The organism is Burkholderia sp. MR1-5-21, assembly GCF_053427715.1.
Genome location: NZ_JBSAXD010000036.1, coordinates 71956 through 96075 on the forward strand (window position 1 = coordinate 71956; position 24120 = coordinate 96075).

Here is a 24120-nt window from a genome sequence, read left to right on the forward strand (position 1 = left end):
CGGGGCGAGCCTCGCCAGGGCGGTTTCCTTCGGCTCACGCTTCATCTCTATGGAATCACTGCGCATCTACAACACGCTCGCGCGTGACAAGCAAGTTTTCGTGCCGCGCCAGCCCGGCGAAGTGCGGATGTACGTATGCGGGATCACCGTCTACGACTATTGTCACGTGGGCCACGCGCGCATGCTGGTCGTGTTCGACCTCGTTCAGCGCTGGCTGCGTGCGATCGGCTTGCGGGTCACGTACGTGCGCAACATCACCGACATCGACGACAAAATCATCCGCCGCGCGGTCGAGAACGGCGAGACGATCAAGTCGCTGACGGACCGCTTCATCGACGCGATGCATGCGGACGAGGACGCGCTCGGCATCCAGCGGCCGGACATCGAGCCGCGCGCGACGCGCTTCATTCCGCAGATGCTCGGGATGATCGAGACACTCGAAGCGAACGGCTACGCGTATCAGGCGACGGACGGCGACGTCAACTATTCGGTGCGCAAGTTCGCGAACTACGGGAAGCTGTCGGGCAAGTCGCTCGACGACCTGCGCGCAGGCGAGCGCGTCGCCGCGAACGACGCGAAGGAAGATCCGCTCGATTTCGTGCTGTGGAAGCGCGCGAAGCCGGAAGATCCGGAAGGCACGTCGTGGGACTCGAAGTACGGCGCGGGTCGTCCCGGCTGGCACATCGAGTGCTCGGCGATGGGCTGCACGCTGCTCGGCGATCATTTCGACATCCACGGCGGCGGGCAGGATCTGCAATTCCCGCATCACGAGAACGAGATCGCGCAGAGCGAGGGCGCAACCGGCCAGACGTTCGTCAATTACTGGATGCACAACGGCTTCGTGCAGGTCGACAACGAGAAGATGTCGAAATCGCTCGGCAACTTCTTCACGATCCGCGAGGTCCTCGCGCAGTACGATGCCGAGGTCGTGCGCTTCTTCATCGTGCGCACGCACTACCGGTCGCCGCTGAACTACAGCGATGTGCATCTCGACGATGCACGCGCGGCGCTGACGCGCCTCTATACCGCGCTGAAGGACGTCGAGCCGGATACGCTCGCGCTCGACTGGAGCGAACCGCATGCGCAGCGCTTCGCGGCCGCGATGAACGACGACTTCAACACGCCGGTCGCGGTGGCGACGCTGTTCGAGCTGGCGGGGGAAGTGAACCGCACGCGCGATGCGGCGCTGGCGCGCCAGCTGAAGCAGCTGGCCGGCCTCATGGGATTGCTCGGCCGCGAGCCGCGCGCGTTCCTGCAGCAGGCGGCGGGCGCCGCGCAGGAAGGCGGCTTCACGGCCGACGAGATCGAAGCGAAGATCGCCGCGCGCGGCGCGGCGAAGCGGGCGAAGGATTATGCCGAAGCGGACCGGATCCGGGCGGAGCTGCTCGACGCCGGTATCGCGCTTGAAGACAAACCGGGCGGATCGACCGAATGGCGTCGCGTATGAGCGCAGCGCGTTCCACTGACCGATTCGTCAGGTAGGAGGCAAGATGGCAACGGCCAGAAAAGCGCCGGTCAGGCGCGCGACCCCGGTCGCCGCGCGTCCGGCAGCCAAGCGTGCGTCGGCGGCGAAGGCGGACGCGAAGCGCGCCGTGCCGAACGGCGAGTTCGACGGTCATGCGCAGCTGCCGGCCGTCGACGCGGCGGGTCGCAAGGCGCGTGCATCCGAGGTGGCGGAGTTCGACGGCGTCGACGTCGTCGTGCGTCCCGCTTACTGGGACAAGGCATGCGCCGATCTCGTCAAGCGCGACCGCATCATGAAGAAGCTGATCCCGAAATTCGGTCCCGCGCATCTCGTCAAGCGCGGCGATCCGTTCGTCACGCTCGCGCGTTCGGTGGTCGGCCAGCAGATTTCGGTCACGTCTGCGCAGTCGGTATGGGGCCGGATCGAGGCCGCGTGCCCGAAGCTTGCGCCACAACAAGTGATCAAGCTCGGTTCCGAGAAACTGATCGCATGCGGGCTGTCGAAGCGCAAGACGGAATACATCCTCGATCTCGCGCAGCACTTCGTGTCCGGCGCGCTGCACGTCGACAAGTGGACGTCGATGGACGACGAGGACGTGATCGCGGAACTCACGCAGATTCGCGGCATCAGCCGCTGGACTGCGGAGATGTTCCTGATCTTCAACCTGTCGCGGCCGGACGTGCTGCCGCTCGACGATCCGGGCCTGATCCGCGCGATCAGCGTCAATTATTTCAGCGGGGAGCCGGTGACGCGCAGCGAGGCGCGGGAAGTGGCGGCCAACTGGGAGCCGTGGCGCACCGTCGCGACCTGGTACATGTGGCGCAGCCTCGACTCGCTGGATGCCGGCGAATGATCCGGGCTATCGAGTTTTAAACATCAATAGTTGAGAGTCGGTTTTGAGCGTCGCCCGCGCGGGTAGAATACGCGCTGCCGCAAGACCCAAGGATTCGAACACATGAAGACCACGTTTCTGGATTTCGAACAGCCGATCGCCGAACTCGAGGCCAAGATCGAAGAGTTGCGATTCGTGCAGGACGACTCGGCTGTCGATATTTCGGAAGAAATCGAGCGGCTGTCGAAGAAGAGCCAGCAACTGACGAAGGACCTGTACGCGAACCTGTCGCCGTGGCAGGTGTCGCAGATCGCGCGGCACCCGCAGCGTCCGTACACGCTCGACTACGTCGCGGAACTGTTTACCGATTTTCACGAGCTGCACGGCGACCGCGCTTTCGCGGACGACCTGTCGATCGTCGGCGGCCTCGCCCGCTTCGGCGGTCATCCGTGCATGGTGATCGGCCACCAGAAGGGCCGCGACACGAAGGAGCGCGCGGCGCGCAACTTCGGCATGCCGCGTCCCGAAGGCTATCGCAAGGCCGAGCGCCTGATGCGGCTCGCCGAGAAGTTCGGGCTGCCGATCTTCACGTTCGTCGATACGCCGGGCGCGTATCCGGGCATCGGCGCGGAAGAGCGCGGCCAGTCGGAGGCGATCGGCCGCAACCTGTACGTGATGGCCGAGCTGAAGACGCCGATCATCACGACGGTGATCGGCGAAGGCGGCTCGGGCGGCGCGCTCGCGATCGCGGTGGCCGATACCGTGATGATGCTGCAGTTCTCGACCTACTCGGTGATCTCGCCCGAAGGCTGCGCGTCGATCCTGTGGAAGAGCGCCGCGAAGGCGCCCGAGGCGGCCGAGGCGCTGGGCCTGACCGCGCATCGCCTGAAGGCGCTGGGCCTGATCGACAAGATCATCAACGAGCCGCTCGGCGGCGCGCATCGCGATCCGAAGGGCATGGCCGCGCTGCTGCGCCGTGCGCTCGCCGATTCGCTGCGCCAGTTCCAGGGCATGAGCATCGACGCGCTGCGCGAGCGCCGCTTCGAGCGCCTGATGGCTTACGGCAAGTTCAAGGAAACCACGCCGGGCGCATGACGCGCGGCGTGCGTTCATCGACGCGCGCCGTCCGGCGCGCCGTCTCATCGTGATTCCCCCGAGCGAATATACTGCCGACCGCGTCGTTCTCGACGCCGTCGGCGCTGCGCTTGCCGACGTGCCGGCCGGCGCGCGCATCGCGGTCGCCTACAGCGGCGGCCTCGACTCGTCGGTGCTGCTCGATGCGGCCGTGCGCGTCGCGGGCGCGGCGCGCTGCATCGCGCTGCACGTTCATCACGGGCTGAGCGCGAACGCCGACGCGTGGGCCGCGCATGCCGAAGCGACCGCTGCGAAGCTCGGCGTCGCATTCGATTCGATGCGCGTCGATGTGCCGCGCGACAGCGGCACGGGAATCGAGGCGAGCGCGCGTGAAAGCCGCTATGCGGCGCTCGACGCGATGTGCGAGCGGCATGGCGCAGCCGTGCTGTGGCTCGCGCAGCACGCCGACGATCAGGCCGAAACGGTGCTGCTGCAACTGTTGCGCGGCGCCGGCATCGCCGGGATCGCGGCGATGGCGCCGCGCTATCGCCCGGCGGCGGCGCATGTCGAACGCGTGCGCCCGCTGCTGCGCCTGCTGCGCGCCCAGCTCGACCGCTATGCATCGGAGCGCGGCGTCGCGTGGATCGACGACGAATCGAACCGCGACACGCGCTACGCGCGCAACGCGCTGCGGCTCGATGTGCTGCCTGCGCTCGCCGTGCATTTTCCCGGCTTTCGCGATGCGCTCGGCCGTGCCGCGCAACACGCGGCAGCGGCGCAGCGGCTGCTCGACGATCTGGCCGAACTGGACTTTGCCGGCGCCGCGCGCGACGACGGGCGCGCACTGTCGCGTGACGCGCTGGTCGCGCTCGACGACGCGCGTGGCGCGAACCTGCTGCGTTTCTGGATGCGCTCGCTCGGCCTGCCGGGCGCGTCCGCGGCGCGGCTCGCGAACATGATGCGGCAACTGCGCGCCACGCAAGTCGCGCATGCGCTGCGCGTCGATCACGCGGGCCAGTGCCTGCGGCTGTACCGCGATGTCGTGTACTGGGAGGCCGGCGACAGTGCCGATCCGCCCGATGAAGGCAGCGGGACGCCGCGTCCCGACTGTACGTGTACGTGGGACGGGCAGGAGGTCTGGCATCTGCCGGCGTGGCGCGGCACGTACGTGTTCGCGCCGGCTTCGGCGGGCGACACCGATGCGGTGCCCGAAGCCGTGCTGCGCGCCGCGCCGCTCGTCGCGCGCGCCCGCGCGGGCGGCGAACGGATGCGCGCGGCGCCGGGCGCGCCTGGCCGTACGCTGAAGAACCTGTTCCAGGAGCGCGGCGTCCCTGCGTGGCAGCGCGACGTGCCGCTGCTGTTCGCGGGCGAGCGCCTGCTGTTCGTGCCGCGGCTCGGCGTCAATCGTGACGATCAAGCGTCCGGCGGCGGGACATGGCGCCGGATCGAGTGGCGCCCGGATCTGCTGATCGCGTAATACGGGTCTGATAGCGCGCGACGATGCTGCGCTGATTTTCACCATTTGGTAAACAGCGCCGGAACGTGTGCCGACACGGCTTCCGGCTTGTCAAGCGGGCGTTGATCGGGTACGCTCGGTCGTTTGCTCGGCTCGATTTTTGAGCATTTTGTGCAGGTTTTCCGCGTGACGTACCCGGTTTGCGCGGCCTGATCCGCCTTCCGGGCAAATCCGTCACGTCCGCGTGCTGCGTCCCAGCCGTTCTCCTCGTCGTCCGTCCACAGCCACAAGCCGCGTGACCGAACGGCAATGCGGCCTGCCCAGCGCGTCCGTGCGGTCTCTCCTCCAGTTCAGAACGACAATGGCACTCATCGTACATAAATACGGCGGCACTTCGATGGGCTCGGTCGAGCGCATCAAGAACGTCGCGAAACGCGTCGCAAAATGGCATCAGGCCGGGCACCAGATGGTGGTCGTGCCGTCCGCGATGTCCGGCGAAACCAACCGTCTGCTCGGTCTCGCGAAAGAGATTTCGAGCCAGCCGAGCCCGCGTGAGCTCGACATGATCGCGTCGACCGGCGAGCAGGTCAGCGTCGGCCTGCTGTCGATCGCGCTGCAGGAAATCGGTGTCGAGGCCGTGAGCTATGCCGGCTGGCAAGTGCCGATCAAGACCGACAGCGCATTCACGAAAGCGCGCATCCACTCGATCGACGACGAGCGCGTGAAGGCGGATCTGAACGCCGGCAAGGTCGTGATCATCACGGGCTTCCAGGGTGTTGATCCGGACGGCCACATCACGACGCTCGGCCGCGGCGGCTCGGACACGTCGGCGGTGGCGGTCGCGGCTGCGCTCGAAGCCGAAGAATGCCTGATCTATACGGACGTCGACGGCGTCTACACGACCGATCCGCGCGTCGTCGAAGAGGCGCGCCGCCTCGATCGCGTGACGTTCGAGGAAATGCTGGAAATGGCGAGCCTCGGCTCGAAGGTCCTGCAGATCCGCTCGGTCGAATTCGCCGGCAAATTCCAGGTGAAGACGCGTGTGCTGTCGAGCCTGACCGATCCGCTGATTGCGCTCGACGAAGAAATGCGCTCGGGCACCCTGATTACTTTTGAAGAAGACGAGACCATGGAAAAGGCAGTCATTTCCGGCATCGCGTTCCAGCGCGACGAAGCACGCATTGCGGTAATGGGCGTGCCCGACAAGCCGGGCATCGCGTATCAGATCCTTGGCCCGGTCGCCGACGCGAACATCGACGTCGACATGATCATCCAGAACCAGAGCGTGCAGGGCAAGACGGACTTCACGTTCACGGTCGGCCGTGGCGACTACCAGAGGGCGATGGACATCCTGACCAACCAGGTGAAGGGTCACGTGAGCGCCGAGCAGGTGCAGGGCGACCCGAAGGTGTCGAAGGTGTCGGTCGTCGGCGTCGGCATGCGTTCGCACGTCGGTGTCGCGAGCAAGATGTTCCGCACGCTGTCGGAAGAGGGCATCAACATCCAGATGATCTCGACGTCCGAAATCAAGATTTCGGTGCTGATCGACGAGAAGTACATGGAGCTGGCCGTCCGCGCGCTGCACAAGGCATTCGAACTCGACCAGGCGTAATGAAATTTTCGTGATGCGTTGAAGAAAATGCATCACGGAAATTGACGCGCGGTTCGAAACCCTATATTATCTCGTTCTCGTCGCACTGCCTCCCTGGTGCGAGCGAAAGTTTGGGAGACGTGGCCGAGAGGTCGAAGGCACTCCCCTGCTAAGGGAGCATCTGGGCCAAAACCTGGATCGAGGGTTCGAATCCCTCCGTCTCCGCCAAAAGCGGTGAGAAAGCCCCGTAAGTTCTAGGACTTACGGGGCTTTTTGTTTTTCAGCCCATCAGCAGGCCCATCACTGGGCGCCAGCCTGTCTGCTGTCGATCTGGCCCATTGCGCGAGCCTTCATGAGTCAGGCCTGGCTGCTGGGGATGCTGCGCCCGGTCGGTTCGGCTCGCGCGAGGACGTCGGATAATGCTCGGGCACTTATACTGGCAGAACTTCGAGAACAATCCAACGGGGTCCAGGTGCAAGTCCGTGTCAAACTGCCATCCGGTCCACTCATCGAGCTTACGAATTTTTGCAAGGCGATTGCTGAGGCGCTTCGCCCGACGGCGGCGCGGCACTTTGAAGGCATCGAGTGCATCGTTGCGAAGATGCAAAAGTTTCACCGGCCGATGGTGCAGCCTGACGACAATGACGAGAGACTGGCCTTGGGGCAATCGCAGGCCGCACCGCAGGTCAAAGGCAACGACGAGCCAAGCCAACCGCATCAAGAGCGGCGCGATGCCGAAAAGCAGGGCGCATTGGAAGTGCCGCATGAATCCGATTTGCAACAACAGGTCGTTGAATTGTCAGAGGCCCCCTATCCCTTGACTGAGGATGAGCGGCGTGTGTTGAACCGCATCTTGCCGAGCTTGCCGCCCCTGCGGTATCCGATTGCGGACGACGACAAGGCGGCGTTTCTCAATGTTTGGTCCGGCTTGAGCGATCGACCGGCCTGGGAACCCATTCTGATGTCTGCTGCGGACCTGGAGCGGTACAAGATGGAGCAAGGGCAGATTCAGATACGCCATCAACGGGCTTTACGCGATGAGTTTGCGCGCAGGCGGCTCACGGCGGTCGACGCTGGACACGCTCCTTTAGTGACGCTAGCTCCGGGCGGTTTCATCCTGAGGGAGTCTGCGATCGCCTATTTGAACCGTTGTGGTCTTGTGTCTGACGATGGCGATCTAGATGCCGATAATCGGGGTGCTCTGGGCGTTGGCGGCCTTCTTCTTTTGTGTTTCCCGACGTTTGCTTTGCCTTGTCCGTTCGGCGAGCTCTCCGACCGGCGACTGAATGCACCAGAAGCGATGGACCGTCCGCTGACACCCGACAGTAGAAGTCGGGTTGCCGCCGAGTAAGTGCCATAGATTCACTCCGCTTTCTTGTACGTCAACGATTCGGTACGCCGTCGCGTGCACACGCCACTTAAAGCGAGCTCGGTCGGCTCAGATTCAACAGGCTCAGATGTCAGCAGTACCTGTCGATTAGGCGCCGGCAAAAATCGCAATCCGGACTTTGTAGTGTCTATGCGTTAGTCCTGCGGGGGAGCGGACAACCGCTGTGGGGACGACCACGTTTTGACGAGCAAGTGGACCGTACGTATGGCGAGGTATCCGATGAATAGGTTGGCGCAGACGAATATCGGTAGCGCCAGTACTTGTGCCGAGCGCACCCCTGACTGCGCTAACTTCAGGCTGCAGACCGCTGCGGCGCCGACGCCGAACGTATACGCCCAGTAGGCAGGGATGAAGGGCTGCGCGCCCAGCCACGGTCCGAGGCGTAAGCCGAGCAATAACTGAAAGAGACCATAGCCCAACAGCATGAGAAGCCAGTGATCCCCGCTACCGGGCGACAACGCCAGCCAAGCCATGGCGCATACGAGCGGAGGGGCAAACTGAATGCCAATCAAGGGACGCTGAGGTGCCGGCAGCGATGTCGAATGCCATAGTCGTTGGATAACCAGCGATTCAAGGGCCAACCATGAGAAGAGCCCAGCTCCCAGGAACAGCCACCCCCATTCCGGGCAGCCAAGCGAACCGAGGGCCGCGGCGCTGACGAAGTTGCCGGCAACGGTCGGCAGGTACAGCGTCGGTACCATATCCGTTGAGCGCTTCCCACCTTGCCATAGCGTGCCTGTGTGCCACAGGCAGAAGCACACATGCCACGCGATGGCGCCAATGGTCAGAAACCGTGCTGCGGTAATTGAATACGGAAGAACTGCCATGGCGACGAGAAGAGTAGACACTGCCACCAATGCAGGCGTACCGCCCTGCACGGGATGCAGCCACTCAGCTTGTACCGCCGCGAAGTTGCTGATGGCTTGCCACAAATAGCTGGTGATGAGTATGGCCCACACGAGCACGGCGACTGCCAAGACAAATTCGCCTGCCACCGGCGGCAGGTGCCACAGGTGTGGCGCCGCGCGCCACGCCTGCCCAAGACCGGCGAGGCCAAGGACCATCCCGAAGTAGGACGCGGGAATCTTCGCCCGCCTTATGCACATGATGCGCGTCCTCGACGGAGCCGCCATACGGCAATAGCGGCATTTATCGCGCGCGCGCGACACCGTGCGCGCGAAGCCGATCGGAAGATAGGGTGAATTGCGAAGATCATCTTTGTTGACCTCGGTGGTGAGGTGGTAGTGGCGGCACTGTCGGGTTTCCCATCGTGGCAACGTCAATAGGCTTGTTGGGCATGTAGGACGCTATGGCGCATTTGCACATGAGCCGCTTGACCTTCCGACGATAGGAAGGATCAAGCTCATGGCACATCAGAAGACCAGCGGAACAGACTCCATGAGCACATCGATCGCACCGGCCGTACCCCTGGAGTTCAAACTCCCCATCGAAGGCATGACTTGCGCGAGCTGCGTGTTGCGCGTCGAGAAGGCGCTACGGGCGCTCCCAGGCGTGGAAAGCACCGCAGTGAACCTCGCGACCGAGGAGGCCACCGTCCGAGCCTCAGCCGGGGTGGACGCCGGGACTCTTGCCGATGCCGTCCGCAAGGCCGGATACGAAGTCCGCCCCCGCCAGATCGAATTCGAGATCGAGGGAATGACCTGCGCGTCGTGCGTAACCAGGGTCGAAAAAGCGCTGTTGAAAGTCCCCGGCGTGTCGGCAGCATCGGTCAACCTCGCGACCGAAAAGGCCATCGTGACGGGGCTCGCCGACGTGTCATTCGCGGTGCTGGCAGCCACCATCGACAAGGCCGGTTACGCTGCGAAACCGGTCGAGGCCGCAGCCACTGCGCCGACCGCGACGGGTCTTCCGCAATGGTGGCCGGTGCTCGTTGGGGCGGTGCTGACGCTTCCGCTCATCCTGCCGATGCTGCTGCAACTGTTCGGCGTGGACTGGATGCCGCAAGGCTGGGTGCAACTGGCGCTGGCGACGCCGGTGCAGTTCTGGCTTGGGGCGCGCTTCTACCGGGCCGGCTGGAAGGCGATCAAGGCCGGGAGCGGCAACATGGACCTGTTGGTCGCGCTGGGCACGAGCGCCGCGTACGGGCTTTCGGCTTACCTGCTGTGGAAGAGCGCCGGACACGGCATGCCGCATTTGTATTTCGAGGCCTCGGCCGCGGTCATCACGCTGGTGCTGCTCGGCAAATGGCTCGAATCTCGTGCCAAGCGGCAGACCGCCGACGCAATCCGTGCGCTGAATGCGTTGCGGCCGACGGTCGCGCGGGTCCTGGTGGACGGCATCGAAGTCTCCGCGCCGGTCGAACAGGTCGCAGTGGGCGACATCGTAGTCATCCGTCCCGGAGAGCGGGTGCCGGTGGATGGGGAAGTCATTGCCGGCCGCAGCCACGCCAACGAGTCGCTCGTCACCGGCGAGAGCCTGCCGGTAGCCAAGGCTGTCGGCGATAAAGTGACCGGCGGATCGGTCAACGAGGAAGGCCTGCTGGAGGTCCGCACGCTGGCCATTGGCGCCGAAACCACGCTCGCGAGGATCATCCGCATGGTTGAGTCTGCGCAGGCGGCGAAGGCGCCGATTCAGCGTATCGTCGATCGGGTGAGCGCCGTGTTCGTTCCCACGGTCCTCGGGCTCGCACTGTTGACCTTCGCCGGCTGGTTCCTATACAGCGGCAATGCGGAGCAGGCCTTGATCAGTGCGGTGGCGGTGCTCGTCATCGCCTGCCCCTGCGCGCTGGGCCTGGCCACGCCGACGGCCATTATGGCAGGCACTGGCGTTGCCGCGCGGCAGGGCATTCTGATCAAGGATGCCGAGGCGCTCGAAGTGGCGCACTCGGTGACCGTCGTGGCCTTCGACAAGACGGGCACGTTGACCGAAGGCAAGCCGTCGTTGGCCGCGATCGAGGCAGCCGACGCGAGCGATCCGAATGAGGTGCTGCAACTCGCGGCCGCGCTGCAGAAGACCAGTGATCACCCGCTCGCGCATGCGGTGATGGAGAAGGTCAGCGATCATCGTATCGCCGTGCCGCCGGCACACGACGCGCAAGCCTTGCCAGGCCGTGGCGTGCAGGCGGTCGTGCGTGGCCGGCAGCTCCTGCTGGGCAGTACGCGGTTGATGAATGAGTCGGGAGCCGAGCCGGGCGCACTGCTGGCCGAGGCCCAGCGCCTCGAAGGCGAGGGGCGGACCATCTCGTGGCTGCTGGCACGAGACGACAACCAGGCTCGTGTGCTGGGGCTGCTGGCCTTTGGCGACACGGTCAAGCCCGCGTCGTACGCCGCCGTCGCGCGGCTGCGCGAGCTGGGCATCCGGACGGTGATGCTGACGGGCGACAACCAGGGCAGTGCCAATGCCGTGGCGCGTGAGCTTGGCATCGATGAAGTCCGCGCGGAATTGTTGCCGGGTGACAAGGCTGCCGTCGTCCAGGAACTGCGCAAGCAAGGCCATATCGTGGCGATGGTCGGTGACGGACTGAACGACGCGCCGTCTCTCGTGGCGGCGGACGTTGGCTTGTCGATGTCGACGGGCACCGACGTCGCGATGGAGGCGGCGGGCATCACGCTGATGCGCGGCGACCCGCGCCTGGTGGCGGATTCGTTCGACGTTTCGCGTCGCACCTACGCGAAAATCAAACAAGGTCTGTTCTGGGCGTTTGCTTACAACGTGCTGGGCATTCCTCTGGCGGCCCTGGGCACGCTAAGCCCGGTCATCGCCGGCGCTGCCATGGCCTTCAGCAGCGTGAGCGTCGTCACCAATGCACTGATGCTTCGGCGCTGGCGCGGCGCGGCGACCGGCGTTAGCCCGATCCAAGGAGCCTGATCGCGAACATCGGCGAAGCAGTCTCGAACCGAAGATCTCGTAGCAGTAAAGATTTTCTTTAGATTTTCGATACTTTATCTCGTTTGCCACACGACGAGAATCGCCGAAGAATGTAATCAATGGCTAAGTCCGGCCGTATCTGTGAGCTATGGTCGGCAGCAGGCCCATCGAATCTCGGGATAGTCGGATAGTTTTTCTTTCCCTTCGATTCGCGATGGTCGGTGACGGACTGAACGATGCGCCGTCTCTCGTGGCGGCGCACGTTGGCTCGTCGATGTCGGCCGGCGCCGACGGCGCGATGGCGGCGGCGGGCATCACGCTGATGCGAGGCGTCCCGCGCTGGGGGGCCGACGTCACATCTACTTGAGAATCAAACCTATGAATATCGGCGAAGCGGCCACCGCCTCCGGCGTCTCGGCGAAAATGATCCGGCACTACGAAGGCCTCGGACTGTTGCCGCCGGCGAGCCGCACGGACAACGGCTACCGGCAATACGGCGACAAGGACGTGGGCAGACTGCGGTTTATCCGGCAATGCCGAGACCTCGGCTTCTCGCTGGACAGGGTCAGCGAACTGCTCGATCTGTGGCAGAACCGCGAGCGCTCCAGCCGGCAGGTCAAGACACTGGCCCAGGCGCACATCGCGGAGCTCGATGAAAAACTGAAGGAGCTCCAGGAGATGAGGGCCACCCTCGAAAAGTTGGTGCACTGCTGCAATGGCGACGATACGCCGGACTGCCCGATCATCGAGTCGCTCACGTCCGAAGCATTCGTGCGGGATCGCGCCGCCAACACTGACCCGCGAAAGACGCTGTCTGAGAAGCGGCGACCGCTCGCTCGTTAGAGCTCGAGCTTTCCGTGAACCGGCTGCTGCTGACGATGATCGTGGGTCGACGTCAGAGGCTGGTTCGAGCGTACTTCGGTAATCGGGGAAATTAGGCGTGGCTATGGAAAACGAAGTGGAAATATTGGTAATAGGAAGTGGCTTTGGAGGTTCGCTTTCCGCAAAGCGATTTGCGGAGGCCGGGCGAAATGTTTTAATGCTCGAGCGTGGGCCGTGGAGGAATACGGTTCCCATTCGGTCGACCGGTATCGAGGATTTGTCGCCGCTCCCGCAAGGGGTAAAGGCGTTTACCCATGGCTTACGATCCATCAGGTCTCGTTTTCTTGAAAGCGAATTCGTTTTTAATAAAAGAGGATTTGTGGAGGTTTACGTTGGCGATGGTATAAACGTTATTTGCTCTTCGAATGTTGGTGGTGGTAGCCACATCTATGCCGCTGTGCTGGGTAAGCCTTTCAATCCTGGATACTGGAGCAATCGCCATCCGGAAATTTCTCAGGAGGGCATGGATAAGTACTACGATGAAATTCTGGGATTGCTTGCTGCGCGGCCCGTGTCGCCTCATGACATGGTGCCAAACAGTTTCGATCAAACGAACTACGATGGCGAACTATCGAATGCGGGCCTGAGAAATTCACCCGTTGGCATCCTATTGCCTGAAAGGCCGGGAGAGCCTCGAAAAGTGGTCGATCGGAACGGGGTCGAGCGATGGGAATCCGACATGCGGAATAATAGTTTTCTGGGATCTCCGTCCGGCGCAAAAACGACCCTGGACTTCGCCGTCCTTTGGCCTGCCATAGGGCATGGGCTATCGGTTCGTGACTTGTGTGAAGTAAAGTCAATTCATAAGCTGAGAAGGGATGGCGCCGGCAAGATGCGATACGAAGTTCGATATCGCGACCATCGAAGCGGACAGGATGAACACGTGTTTGCGGAACACGTAGTCCTGGCTGCTGGAGCCTTGAATACAGTTCGCTTACTGTTGAAAAGCCGTGATGTAGAGCGCGGATTGGATGGAATGCCACGGCTAGGTTTCCGGTTTGGTACGAACGGGGGATTCTTCGGGTTTTGGAAAGAAAACAGTGAGAGAGATCTTTCTGCCGGTACGCCGCTATGTGGGCCCTTCAGGGCGAAAAACTCGAAAAGTAAATCTGCTCTGATGCTTCGCGCCAGCATACAGGGATTGGATGCCGTACCGATTCCAAAGCTGATAAAGAAGTGGTTGTGCAAGAACTCCTGTATGGTTGCCTTCGGTGGCGATGGTAGCAATGGATCGATGTCGCTGCGGCGCGGCAAATTCGAGGTGCGATACAGGAAAAGTGAAAACAGTGTTTATCAAGAAATTGCAGATGAAATAAAAAATATAGAAGCAGCAACGAATACAACGGTATATGCGCCTGGCACTCCGATAACGGTTCAGCCGATCGGAGGTGCTTGTTTGGGTACATCGAATTTGGATGGTGTAATTGGTGCGAACGGTGAGATTTTTGATAACCCTGGGCTATATGTGGCAGATGCCTCTGCTCTCCCGGAATCTCCCGGGGCGCCGCCAAGTTTGTCGATAGCTGCATGGTCCGCCAACGTTGCAGATAGACTGTTGGAGTCGCTGCAATGTCGCGACGTATAGGCTCAAAGATGAGCAAAGAAGATCATTGCGGTGAAGCGCAGCGAGTTTAAGAAAACATGGTGAATGCACAGCAGGGAAGTTTTTCTTGCGATTGTATAAACGGATATCTAATTTTCGACAGGACGACGAAAATCGATTCAATTTCCAGTATACCAGTTCGCTATCTCAGGAGTTTTTGTGCATAGTTCGTGGTCGAGGGAAACCATGAAAGCCATCATGCGAATTGCCGCTGTGCTGACATTATCGATGTCGTCAGTACACGCATTTCCGCAATCCGTGTTGCATGCCTATGGGCCTGGCGGCCCGGCGCCGGCGATGAAGGAGGCTGCCGCGGCATTCGAGAAGCAGACGGGTACGCACGTTGACGTCACGGCTGGACCGACGCCGACGTGGATCGAGCACGCACGCGCCGATGCCGACCTGATCTTCAGCGGCTCGGAGACGATGATGTCCGACTTCGTTGTTGCGATGGGCGACCAGCTAACGCCTCAAGCCCCGGTGCCTTTATACCTTCGTCCAATGGCGATCCTCGTTCGCCCCGGCAATCCTCGCAATATTCATGGCATCGCGGACTTGCTCAAGCCGGGTGTGAAGATTCTGGTCGTTAATGGCGCCGGACAGAATGGTGTATGGGAAGACGTGGCGGGCCGGCTTGGCGACGTCCGTTCGGTCGCAGCGATGCGCCGCAATATCGTGAGTTATGCGGGTAATAGTGCGATCGCTCGGCAAACTTGGACCGCGCAGCCCGACATCGATGCGTGGCTCATCTGGAATATCTGGCAGGTGTCGAATCCGTCTCTTGCTGAGACGGTGCCGATCGAACCACGTTACGCGATCTATCGCGATTCTGGTGTCGCTGTGACCAAGCGTGGGAAGGGGAATCCCGCTGCGCAGCAGTTCGTTGATTTCCTTCGCTCCAAAGCGGGCGCAGCAATTTTCTCCCGCTGGGGCTGGATGACTGTGGACCAAGCCGGCAACCAGGACGGGCACGACTAGCCAGCGACCGAAGCTTGTGTCGTCAGTGAGGGCGTTTCCTTGCTGACGCGGTAGCCTCGTCGAGCAGCCAATCGCGAAAGGCGACGAGTTTCGGCATGCCAGAGCAATCGGCCCGATACACGACGTAATAGGCCAAGGGCGAAGCGAACGTTATCTCCGAGAACAACCGGACGAGCCGTCCGGTCGCCAGATCGTCGCTCGACATCACACTGCGAGCAAGTGCGATGCCATGGCCCTCAATGGCTGCCTGCAAGACTGCAGCAGAATTGTTGATTTTCATCCCGCGTTGCGTTGCGACGCCCGTCACTCCGGCTTTTTGCAGCCATATATCCCAAGTGGGAAAGTCCGTATGGCTGTCCATCGAGAGGTCGTGGATCAACGTCTCGCGCGCTAGGTCGTTCGGCTTTTGCAAGCGTCCCTGCTTGTGCAGCAGCTTGGGCGAGCATACCGGGTACATCTCCTCGTCCATCAGCTTGACCGCCGTCAGCCCAGGCCAGCTTCCCGTGCCGTAGCGTACGCCGATGTCGACGCGTTGAGCGACGAAATCCACCGGCTTCAAGTTGGTATCGAGGCGCACGTCTGTATCAGGCCACGCCGCTTGGAACCTTTCGATGCGAGGCAGCAGCCACTTCGCGGCAAAGGCGGGGCTGACGGCTACGGTGAGCATCCCGCTGGCTGATCCCTCTTTCAGCCGCTCGAGCCCTATGGTGAGCCTGTCGAAACCTGCGCGAATGTCGGGCAAAGCGCGCTCCGCAGCGTCTGTCGGGATCAGGCGAACGCGTCCGCTCGTTGTGCGGTGGAATACCGCTACGCCAAGCCATTCCTCCAATGTACGCACGAGCTGCCCCACCGCGGCGGGAGTCACGTGCAATTCGGTCGCAGCGGCAGCAAAGCTTCGATGGCGGGCACTGGCTTCGAACGCACGCAACGCGTTTAGATGAACAGGGGATTTCATAGCGGTAAAGATTTTCTTTGGCCTGCGGACACTTTATCTCGTTTGCCGAGGGGCGGGAATCGGCAAAGAATGCAATCAACGTCTCACCCTGCTGCGTCTGTGAGCTATGGCCTTCAACAAGTCCACCACATGGCGCGCGGACGGATAGTTTTTCTTCCGGACGTTCGAAGTTGTCGGCGTAGTGTCTATCGGTCTATCGAACGGCGATTGCCCAAACCGTCACACGTAATCACGTAACAAGGAGCAGCCATATGGTTTATCTGCAGATCACCCTGAAAATCGCTAGCGCCAACCGCGCGTCCGCGGCGGGAATCTACGAGAAGTACAAGGCCCCGTTCCTCAACACGATCGCAGGCGCGAAGTCGAAGGAGTTGCTGGTGCGCGATGAGGACGTCCAAGTGCTGCACGGCTTCGATAGCGAGCGGAACGCGAACGCCTATCTGCAAAGTGAGCTGTTCACCGCTGACGTGGTGGGCGGCCTGACGCCGCTGCTGGATGCCGTACCGGACGTGCGTATTTATCAGGTTGCTTGATCTCTCAGGCCGGGTGTCGTTGCGGCACGCGGCTTTATCGACCTTGTGAGGAGACGTTGTAATGATGCAAGACTGGAACAGCTACCGAGCCTCTCTGCTGGAACGGGTAGGCGAGTACGCCGGGCAGAACCCTGACGTGATGCAAGGGCTAGCGACGATCGAAAACGCCGCGGCGAAGAGCGGCAAGCTGGAACCGAAGGTGCACGAACTGATCGCTTTGGCGGTGGCCGTGACCACGCGATGCGATGGCTGCATTTCCGTGCATACCAAGAAGGCAGTCGAGCAAGGTGCCACGATGGAGGAGATCTCCGAGGCGCTGGGCGTTGCTATTGCTCTGAACGCAGGCGCTGCACTGGCTTATTCGGCGCGGGTGCTCGAGGCTCACGCGCAACTAGCCAGTTTGTAAGTCGGGACAGGGCGGCGGCTACCGTTGGTTTGGTAACCGGCCGGCCGCCCATGCGTGAAATCTTAGGCAAAGAACCCATGCTAGTGAATGCAGATCTTTCGCGCTGGGCCATCGTTACGCCGCGCGAGTATCAATGGGTCGCCTCCCCGCAGGCAGGTGTCGAACGCGTCATGCTGGACCGTCTCGGTGGCGAGGATGCCCGCGCGACCAGCATCGTGCGCTACGTTCCTCATTCCTATTTTCCGCAGCATCAACATCCGGGCGGCGAAGAGGTCCTGGTTCTGTCGGGCGTTTTCTCCGAAGAAGCGATGCATTATCCGGCGGGCTGGTATCTACGCAATCCGCCGGGCTCGAGTCATCGCCCGTCCAGCAGCGATGGCGCCGTGATCTTCGTCAAGCTTCGGCAGATGCAGGCCGACGAGCAGCGACGTGTCCGTATCGATACCCGCAATCCAGCATCGTGGCAGCGCCGACATGGTCACGAGGTCTGCCCGCTGTTCTCGAACGATATCGAGCAAGTCTGCCTGCTACGCCTGGAGCCGGGGGAGGTTGTCTTCGCTGAACCGGGGCGCAGCGCCGAACTGCTGGTGTTGTCCGGAGATGTGGTGATTGGGAAGGTGTCCTACGGGCGCGGTAGCTGGATCAGGCCACCGAGACGGGAGCGTCCGACGATCGCGGCCGGTGCGTGCGGTGCAACGCTTTACCTGAAGACCAGTGACGCGGTCGATTGGACTGTCGGGGCGTAGGCATGGAAACAACGCGCATCGCCATTGTGGGCGCAGGTTTGAGCGGCCTATATGCGGCTTATCTTCTCGAGCAGCAGGGCATCCGGGATTACGTGCTCCTGGAAGCTCGCACGAGGCTGGGCGGCCGCATCATGTCAGCATCGCGTGCGGGGATGCCTCGCTCTGTTGGGGCTTCCGCGTCGAATGACGTCAATCGCTTCGACCTGGGGCCGACGTGGTTCTGGCCAGACCTGCAACCCAGGCTGGACCGTCTAGTGAGGCACCTGGGCCTGGAACGGTTCGCGCAGCACGAGACCGGTGACATGCTTGTAGAGCGGTTGTCGAACGAGCCGCCAATGCGTATGCGCGGCTACGCAGCGTCGCCGCGCTCCATGCGTCTGGTGGGCGGCATGGGCGCATTGACCGACGCTCTGCAGCGGAGGTTGCCGACGGCGCGGCTGGCGATCGGCAAGAATGTACGGCAGATGCGTCGTACAGAAACGCATGTCGAGCTAGATGCCGAAGATTTGGAAGGGCAGCTCGCGACTTACCGCGCCGAGTCGGTACTGCTTGCCGTCCCCCCGAGGTTAGCGGTCGCCACCATCGATTTCGCGCCTGCATTGCCGGACGCGCTGCGGCGCGGCTGGAACGACACCGCGACATGGATGGCACCCCACGCCAAGTACCTTGCCGTTTACGACAATCCGTTTTGGCGCGAGCGGAGCCTCTCCGGCGAGGCTCGAAGCACTTGTGGTCCGCTTGTCGAGATCCACGACGCGTCGATGGTGGGGGGGGAGGCAGCGCTGTTTGGCTTTCTCGGGATTTCCGCTCAAGCGCGCAAGCGCCTGTCCTACGATGAGCTGCGCACCCATTGCAGGGACCAGTTGACGCGGATGTTCGGCTCACAAGCATCGCGGCCTCGCGAAGAGTTCATCAAGGATTGGGCCGAAGATCCGCTGACCGCGACCGCGCGAGATCAGAACGGCGGGGTTGGACATCCGGCCGCGCCGCTGGCAATGGCCGAGTCCGGTGTCTGGCGTGACGCTCTCATCGGAATTGCGAGCGAATGGTCGCTGCAGTTCCCGGGCTACGTGGCGGGTGCCATCGATGCGGCGAGTACGGGTGTTAGCGCGGTATTGGGCCTTGCTTCATTCGATGCGATCTCGGCCCATCGGCGATGAAACTGATTAACGCGGCGCTAAGAAAGCTCGGAGTTGCTGCGCAAACAGAACGGAGATATTGAACGTGAAAAGTACCTATAGAGCCATGCAGGTGGCGAAGCCGGGCGCGCTTGAGTTGGTCGAGCGCAACATACCGACCCCTGGGCCGGGCGAAGTATTGATCGAAGTCGAAGCTTGCGGCATTTGCGGTGCCGACGCCTCTGATATAGAAAGAGCCGATCCCACATTGCAGCCGCCACGCGTTCCTGGTCATGAAGTCATCGGCCGAATCGCATCGATAGGCGCTGGGACGCCCGCGATCTGGAAAGTAGGGCAGCGAGTCGGCGTTGGCCGCTTCGGCGGACATTGCAGCGAATGCGACCAATGCCGGCGCGGGCAGTTCCAGCTTTGCCGCAATCAACCGGTGGTCGGCGTTACATGTGACGGCGGCTACGCGGAAATGATGGTGGCGCGCAGTACCGGGCTGGTTTCCATTCCCGACGAACTGAATGCCGAGGAGGCAGCGCCGATCTTATGCGCCGGCTTGGCGACCTTCAATGCGCTCAAGAAGTCGGGTGCCCAAGCCGGCGATATGGTTGCCGTGCTGGGCATTGGTGGGCTCGGACACATGGCGCTGCAATATGCTCGCCGGATGGGCTTCAAGGTCGTTGCGATCGGGCGTGGCCAAGACATTGAGAGGGATGCGTTGGCTCTGGGCGCGCATGTCTATATCGATACCAACCAGCACGACGCCGCCGCCAAGCTCACCGATATGGGCGGTGCGCAAGCAATCCTGACGACGATCGGCAATGCGGCCACGGTGTCTGCAGTGATTGGCGGCCTCGCCCCACAAGGGAGACTGGTGGTGCTTGGTATCGCCCAAGATGCATTGGCGGTATCGACCCGCCAGCTTGTCGGTGGCGAGCGCGGCATCACAGGATCAATTACGGGGTCGCCCTACGAGAGCGAAAGAACGCTCGACTTCAGCGTGCTGAGCGGCGTGCGGCCGATGATCGAGACGATGCCTCTAGAGGACGCATTTGCGGCGTACCAGCGAGTGAAGCGCGGTGACGTCAAATTCCGAATGGTCCTGGTGATGGGCAAGACGCATGGCGCTTCGTAACGAAAATGTTTTCGGTCGCCATCGATCCATCGCGTCCATTCGCGCCAGAAACGGTGCGGTCAGGAGAGCGTCTCCATGCGCGAGCCGGATAGCGATGTGCCGGAGCCCGTGTGCGGCGACGCAGCCCATCTGATCGTCTTAGCAATCCTTTTATGGAGAACCATAATGAAGAAATTTGCCCTGGCCGTCACCCTCGCAGTTGCATCGACCGCCGCGCTGGCCGACCTGCCCTCAGCCGACGCGAACCAGCACTTTCAGGCCATCGCGTCGGGTGACGTCGCGCAGCTGATGCGCGGCTACGCTGACAACGCGCAATTCAATTGGGTCGGCGGCCCGCTGGACGGCACATACACGGGCGTCGATGCCATTCGCGGCGTCTGGGAAAAATTCTTGAAGGCCCAGGGACCGATGAAGGTATCGGTAGATGGGATCGAGGAGGCTTCCAATCCGAAGGGCGCCAGCGTTACGGCCAATGTCGTGTTCGAAGGCAAGCAGCCGATCCACGTGCGCTATGTGCTGACGTATCGCGACGCCCGCGTCGTCAGCGAAACGTGGCAGATCGATGCGAAACCCGCGAAGAGCGGCTACTGAATTCTGCTGTCCAGTTTACGTTAAATCAAATTCTGAATGGTCCTGATGATGGCGAAGGCGCATAGTGCATCCTAACGACGATCTTTATGCTCACGCGAACGGCAATGTCGCAAGGCTCACTATCGCGCAGGCACTCGCCGGCGCGAATTCGACTGTTGTCTATGCGACGGGCGCGATCGTAGGGAACGCGCTGGCGCCTAATCGCGCCCTCGCGACGCTGCCGATCTCGATCTTTGTCGTGGGAATGGCGGCGTGCTCGTTACCCGCAGGGACCATTGCCCAACGCTTTGGGCGGCGTGCCGCCTTTCTGCTGGGAACAGGATGCGGCGTGCTTGTCGGTTTGCTCGCCGCCCTGGCAGTCGTAGTGGGCTCATACTCACTGTTCTGCACGGCGATGTTCTTCGGCGGCGCCTATGCGGCCGTGGTCTTGTCCTTCCGTTTTGCGGCCGCGGATTGCGTGCAGCCGGACCTCCGCTCGCGCGCGTTATCGTTCGTTATGGCTGGCGGTGTCTTCGCCGGTGTGATTGGACCGCAGCTCGTCACCTATACGATGAACTTGTGGGCACCGCATGCGTTCGCGGCGACCTTTGTGGCGCAAGCCGCAGTCGCGGCTTTGTCAGCATTCGTCCTGCTCGGAGTGCGACTGCCGATGCCGTCGAAGGCTCAGGCTGCCGGCGGCCGCCCGATGCGCGTCATTGTTCGCCAGCCGCTGTTGGTGACTGCTGTTGTTTGCGCGGCAGTGTCCTACCTTCTGATGAACTTCCTAATGACGGCCGCACCGTTGGCGATGCAGATGTGTGGTCTGTCACAGACATCGTCCAACCTCGGTATTCAATGGCACGTCATCGCGATGTATGCGCCGAGCTTTTTTACCGGCCGGTTGATTAGCCGTTTCGGTGCGCAGAGAGTCGTGACGGCAGGTCTGATGCTCACTGCGCTCTCAGCGGCAGTCGGTTTGATGGGCGTGGACGTAGCGCACTTTTGGCTGACGCTCATCTTGCTAGGCGTAGGTTGGAACTTCGGTTTTGTGGGCGCATCGGCTCTTGTACTCGAATGTCATAGGCCCGAAGAAAAAGCCCGCGTGCAATCGCTGAACGACTTCATCGTGTTCGGAACGATAGCGCTCGGTTCTTTCCTGTCGGGCGGCCTGTTGACCGCCTACGGATGGAACGCTGTGCTCTGGGTGTCATTCGTTCCGCTTGCACTGGCGGTCTTCATCCTGACCGTCTCGGCCGCGGCGCGCAGCAGGGAAATTGCCACCTGACGGACCGGAGGGTACGGCCAACTTTCAAAAGTGGGAAAGGGGCCTTCCACATCGTCGCTGCCGGCCGACGATAATTTCTTTGCCACCTTCGACGGTTTCAATCGTGTTTCGCATCAACCTCGACTGACACCCATCTCTCGCGCGATCGACACGAAGCCGGCGATATATGCGATTTCCTCTTCACCGCGGCGGATGCCTAGATTGATGCTCTTGCTGATGCCGCGCTTGCCAAGCCGCACCGCACGAATCGGCAGATCCGCGCCTTCTTCATGAACGAGCCAATCCGGCAGGACTGAAACGCCGCGTCCCGCGGCGACGAGTTGAAGCATGAGATCGGTCGCTTCCGCGGTTCTATGGTTTTTCGGTTTGCAATGAGCCGGGATAAGGAAGCGCGTATAGATGTCCAGTCTGTCTTCGCTGACGGGAACGGTGATCAGTTCTTCGCCGAGCAGGTCACGAGGTTGAGCGAAGGCGCGCGCAGCCAGCGGATGTGCTTCATGCACAACCAGGACAAGCTCGTAGTCGATGACAGGCGTAAATCGGATGTCCGGCAAGTCGATGGGATCAGGCGTAATGAGCAGGTCGATTTCGTGACCCGAAAGTGCCGCAACGCCATCGAAGCGGAATGCCGTACGCACGTCGAAGTTTACGTCCGGCCAAGTGGCAAGGTACCGCGGCGTAAGCCTCGAGAGCCACTTTTGGCATGGGTGGCACTCCATGCCGATGCGCAGCGCGCCACGCCTGCCTTCCGCGAAATCGACAAGCACACGCTCGGCGTGATCGATCTGCGGCAATACCCGCTGCGCCAACGCGAGCAGATACTCCCCGGCCTGCGTAAAGCGGAGCGTCCGCCCGCTCTTTGTCCAAATTTTGATGCCGTGCAGATCTTCCATCTTTCGGACCATGTGCGAAAGCGCGGACTGCGTGACGTTGAGTCGTTCAGCGGCTGCGGTGACGCTACCTAGCCGATCGACTTCCAGCAGGATGGCAAGCTGTTGACGGTCTAGCATCCATGATCTCCGTTCATTGTTCTATGAAAACATACCATTTCTGCTCATGGAAGAGCGTTGCTATTCTGACCGAAATTCAAGGCCGCGTCCCGTGCGCGCCATCATATTGAAACGAGGAACAAATAGTGAAGGCATGCTCCACAGAGATGAGAAACGACGCTTCGGCTCGAAACGTTGCTTGCGTATTCGATCAAGTGGCCGATCGCAAGAATTCAAACTCGATGAAATGGGCGATTGCTGAAAAACTTCTTTCGGCAGACGAATCTGCTGCGAACCCGTTGCCCATGTGGGTTGCAGATATGGACTTTCGTGCGCCCCAACCCGTGATCGAGGCGCTGCACGAGGCGGTGGAGCACGGCGTTTTCGGCTACCCTGGTGGCGCGACCGACAGCTATGTGAATGCGGTCGTCGGCTGGCAAGCCAAGCGGTTCGGCTGGGACGTCGCCAAAGAATGGGTGGTGCAGACGTCGGGCATCATCACCACACTGAAGACCGCCGTGCAGGCTTTCTCCTCGCCGGGCGATACGGTGCTGATTCAGCCTCCGGTCTATGCCCACTTCCACAACGACGTTTTGATGAACGGACGTCATCTGGCCTTCGCTCCGCTCGAACGAACGGAGGCGGGCTATCGCTTCAACGAAAAGACGTTCGAAGCGGCGATCCGGGACAACACGAAGCTCTTCATCCTCAGCCATCCCCACAATCCGACAGGCAATGTTTGGTCCGAGGACGAGCTGCGCGCCATGGGAGAGATCTGTCTGCGGCACGGCGTGCTTGTCATCTCGGACGAAATCCATCAGGACCTGATCATCAACCCTGCGAAGAAGCACATTCCGTTCGCTTCGCTTGGAGAGACGTTCGCGCAGAACAGCATCACCTGCACGGCGCCGAGCAAGACGTTCAACTTGCCCGGTCTGCAAAGCGCGAATGTCTTCGTGCCGAACCGGCGTCTGCGCGAGGAATTGCTTCGACAGTACGACAGAAACATGTTCCCGCTAGTCAACACGCTCGGCATGGTCGCGGCCGAGGCTGCCTATGCACACGGCGAGTCGTGGCTCGAAGAGATGCTGGGCTATCTGCGCGTGAATCACGCCCACTTCCGCAACGCCGTCAGCGAGATGACTTCAATGATCAAGGTGCTGCCGGCAGACTCTCTCTATCTGGCCTGGATGGACTGCCGTGGGTTGGGGATGGATGCGGAGGATCTCAACAAGTTCATGCTGACCAGGGCGAGGCTTTGGCTCGACAAAGGGC

The 24120-nt window shown here is 61.7% G+C and carries 21 protein-coding genes, 1 tRNA gene and 1 pseudogene; 19 read left to right on the forward strand and 4 right to left on the reverse strand.

The features are described from left to right. Nucleotides 1–49 precede the first annotated feature (49 nt). The 4 genes from cysS to tilS all read left to right on the forward strand — a co-directional run bounded on the left by cysS (nucleotide 50) and on the right by tilS (nucleotide 4848). Nucleotides 50–1447 (forward strand): cysteine--tRNA ligase, encoded by a 1398-nt coding sequence (gene cysS, locus ACV229_RS34205; protein WP_448087502.1) that lies wholly within the window; start codon nucleotides 50–52, stop codon nucleotides 1445–1447. 43 nt (nucleotides 1448–1490) lie between these two features. Beyond that, nucleotides 1491–2318 (forward strand): DNA-3-methyladenine glycosylase family protein, encoded by an 828-nt coding sequence (locus ACV229_RS34210; RefSeq protein WP_448087503.1) that lies wholly within the window; start codon nucleotides 1491–1493, stop codon nucleotides 2316–2318. A gap of 102 nt (nucleotides 2319–2420) precedes the next feature. After that, a complete protein-coding gene (locus ACV229_RS34215; RefSeq protein ID WP_006478433.1) occupies nucleotides 2421–3392 on the forward strand; it encodes an acetyl-CoA carboxylase carboxyltransferase subunit alpha in 972 nt (323 codons plus the stop codon). A gap of 49 nt (nucleotides 3393–3441) precedes the next feature. After that, nucleotides 3442–4848, forward strand: a complete 1407-nt coding sequence (tilS, locus tag ACV229_RS34220) for a tRNA lysidine(34) synthetase TilS (RefSeq protein WP_448087504.1) — start codon at nucleotides 3442–3444, stop codon at nucleotides 4846–4848. A gap of 121 nt (nucleotides 4849–4969) precedes the next feature. Here tilS and ACV229_RS34225 read toward each other — a convergent pair. Continuing rightward, nucleotides 4970–5206, reverse strand: a pseudogene (locus ACV229_RS34225) (hypothetical protein); the annotation flags it as partial. Here ACV229_RS34225 and ACV229_RS34230 point away from each other — a divergent pair. The 3 genes from ACV229_RS34230 (at nucleotide 5189) to ACV229_RS34240 (ending at nucleotide 7769) form a co-directional block, all read left to right on the forward strand. Then, nucleotides 5189–6439 (forward strand): aspartate kinase, encoded by a 1251-nt coding sequence (locus tag ACV229_RS34230; protein WP_448087505.1) that lies wholly within the window; start codon nucleotides 5189–5191, stop codon nucleotides 6437–6439. The pseudogene ACV229_RS34225 and the gene ACV229_RS34230 overlap by 18 nt on opposite strands. 113 nt (nucleotides 6440–6552) lie before the next feature. Beyond that, nucleotides 6553–6646, forward strand: a tRNA-Ser gene (locus tag ACV229_RS34235). Between the two features lie 124 nt (nucleotides 6647–6770). Beyond that, entirely contained in the window at nucleotides 6771–7769 is a 999-nt protein-coding gene (locus tag ACV229_RS34240) for a hypothetical protein (RefSeq protein WP_448087506.1), read from the forward strand. A gap of 173 nt (nucleotides 7770–7942) precedes the next feature. Here ACV229_RS34240 and tehA read toward each other — a convergent pair whose 3' ends face one another. Then, nucleotides 7943–9091 carry a dicarboxylate transporter/tellurite-resistance protein TehA gene (gene tehA, locus ACV229_RS34245; RefSeq protein ID WP_448087507.1) on the reverse strand — a complete coding sequence of 383 codons (1149 nt, stop codon included), beginning with the start codon at nucleotides 9089–9091 and terminating at the stop codon, nucleotides 7943–7945. Between the two features lie 115 nt (nucleotides 9092–9206). On the opposite strand from tehA, the gene ACV229_RS34250 reads away from it, so the two are divergent. From ACV229_RS34250 to ACV229_RS34265, 4 genes are all read left to right on the forward strand, one after another. Beyond that, on the forward strand, nucleotides 9207–11636 hold the full coding sequence (locus ACV229_RS34250) for a heavy metal translocating P-type ATPase (RefSeq protein WP_448087524.1): 2430 nt from the start codon (nucleotides 9207–9209) through the stop codon (nucleotides 11634–11636). Between the two features lie 378 nt (nucleotides 11637–12014). Beyond that, complete coding sequence (cueR, locus tag ACV229_RS34255) at nucleotides 12015–12479, forward strand: Cu(I)-responsive transcriptional regulator (protein WP_448087508.1); 465 nt, start codon at nucleotides 12015–12017, stop codon at nucleotides 12477–12479. Nucleotides 12480–12582: 103 nt separating this feature from the next. Further along, nucleotides 12583–14103: a GMC oxidoreductase gene (locus tag ACV229_RS34260; RefSeq protein ID WP_448087509.1), complete on the forward strand. Its 1521-nt coding sequence runs from the start codon at nucleotides 12583–12585 to the stop codon at nucleotides 14101–14103. Between the two features lie 204 nt (nucleotides 14104–14307). Beyond that, nucleotides 14308–15099: a substrate-binding domain-containing protein gene (locus tag ACV229_RS34265; RefSeq protein WP_448087510.1), complete on the forward strand. Its 792-nt coding sequence runs from the start codon at nucleotides 14308–14310 to the stop codon at nucleotides 15097–15099. A gap of 22 nt (nucleotides 15100–15121) precedes the next feature. On the opposite strand, the gene gcvA is transcribed toward ACV229_RS34265, so the two are convergent. Next, nucleotides 15122–16054, reverse strand: a complete 933-nt coding sequence (gcvA, locus tag ACV229_RS34270) for a transcriptional regulator GcvA (protein WP_448087511.1) — start codon at nucleotides 16052–16054, stop codon at nucleotides 15122–15124. Nucleotides 16055–16305: 251 nt separating this feature from the next. On the opposite strand from gcvA, the gene ACV229_RS34275 reads away from it, so the two are divergent. The 7 genes from ACV229_RS34275 to ACV229_RS34305 all read left to right on the forward strand — a co-directional run bounded on the left by ACV229_RS34275 (nucleotide 16306) and on the right by ACV229_RS34305 (nucleotide 21856). Next, nucleotides 16306–16587 carry a hypothetical protein gene (locus ACV229_RS34275; protein ID WP_448087512.1) on the forward strand — a complete coding sequence of 94 codons (282 nt, stop codon included), beginning with the start codon at nucleotides 16306–16308 and terminating at the stop codon, nucleotides 16585–16587. A gap of 61 nt (nucleotides 16588–16648) precedes the next feature. Continuing rightward, entirely contained in the window at nucleotides 16649–16993 is a 345-nt protein-coding gene (locus ACV229_RS34280) for a carboxymuconolactone decarboxylase family protein (RefSeq protein ID WP_448087513.1), read from the forward strand. Nucleotides 16994–17070: 77 nt separating this feature from the next. Beyond that, the gene (locus ACV229_RS34285) at nucleotides 17071–17739 is read left to right on the forward strand and encodes a cupin domain-containing protein (RefSeq protein WP_448087514.1); all 669 of its coding nucleotides are present in this window, start codon (nucleotides 17071–17073) and stop codon (nucleotides 17737–17739) included. Between the two features lie 2 nt (nucleotides 17740–17741). Continuing rightward, nucleotides 17742–18899, forward strand: coding sequence for a flavin monoamine oxidase family protein (locus tag ACV229_RS34290; protein ID WP_448087515.1), 1158 nt, complete (start codon nucleotides 17742–17744; stop codon nucleotides 18897–18899). Nucleotides 18900–18963: 64 nt separating this feature from the next. After that, complete coding sequence (locus ACV229_RS34295; RefSeq protein WP_448087516.1) at nucleotides 18964–20001, forward strand: alcohol dehydrogenase; 1038 nt, start codon at nucleotides 18964–18966, stop codon at nucleotides 19999–20001. Between the two features lie 75 nt (nucleotides 20002–20076). Continuing rightward, nucleotides 20077–20592, forward strand: coding sequence for a nuclear transport factor 2 family protein (locus tag ACV229_RS34300; RefSeq protein WP_448087517.1), 516 nt, complete (start codon nucleotides 20077–20079; stop codon nucleotides 20590–20592). Between the two features lie 64 nt (nucleotides 20593–20656). Further along, complete coding sequence (locus ACV229_RS34305; RefSeq protein ID WP_448087518.1) at nucleotides 20657–21856, forward strand: MFS transporter; 1200 nt, start codon at nucleotides 20657–20659, stop codon at nucleotides 21854–21856. A gap of 113 nt (nucleotides 21857–21969) precedes the next feature. On the opposite strand, the gene ACV229_RS34310 is transcribed toward ACV229_RS34305, so the two are convergent. Then, nucleotides 21970–22866: a LysR family transcriptional regulator gene (locus ACV229_RS34310; RefSeq protein ID WP_448087519.1), complete on the reverse strand. Its 897-nt coding sequence runs from the start codon at nucleotides 22864–22866 to the stop codon at nucleotides 21970–21972. A 221-nt stretch (nucleotides 22867–23087) separates the two neighbouring features. On the opposite strand from ACV229_RS34310, the gene ACV229_RS34315 reads away from it, so the two are divergent. Next, nucleotides 23088–24120 (forward strand): MalY/PatB family protein (locus ACV229_RS34315; RefSeq protein WP_448087520.1); only part of this gene is annotated, 1033 nt, incomplete at its 3' end.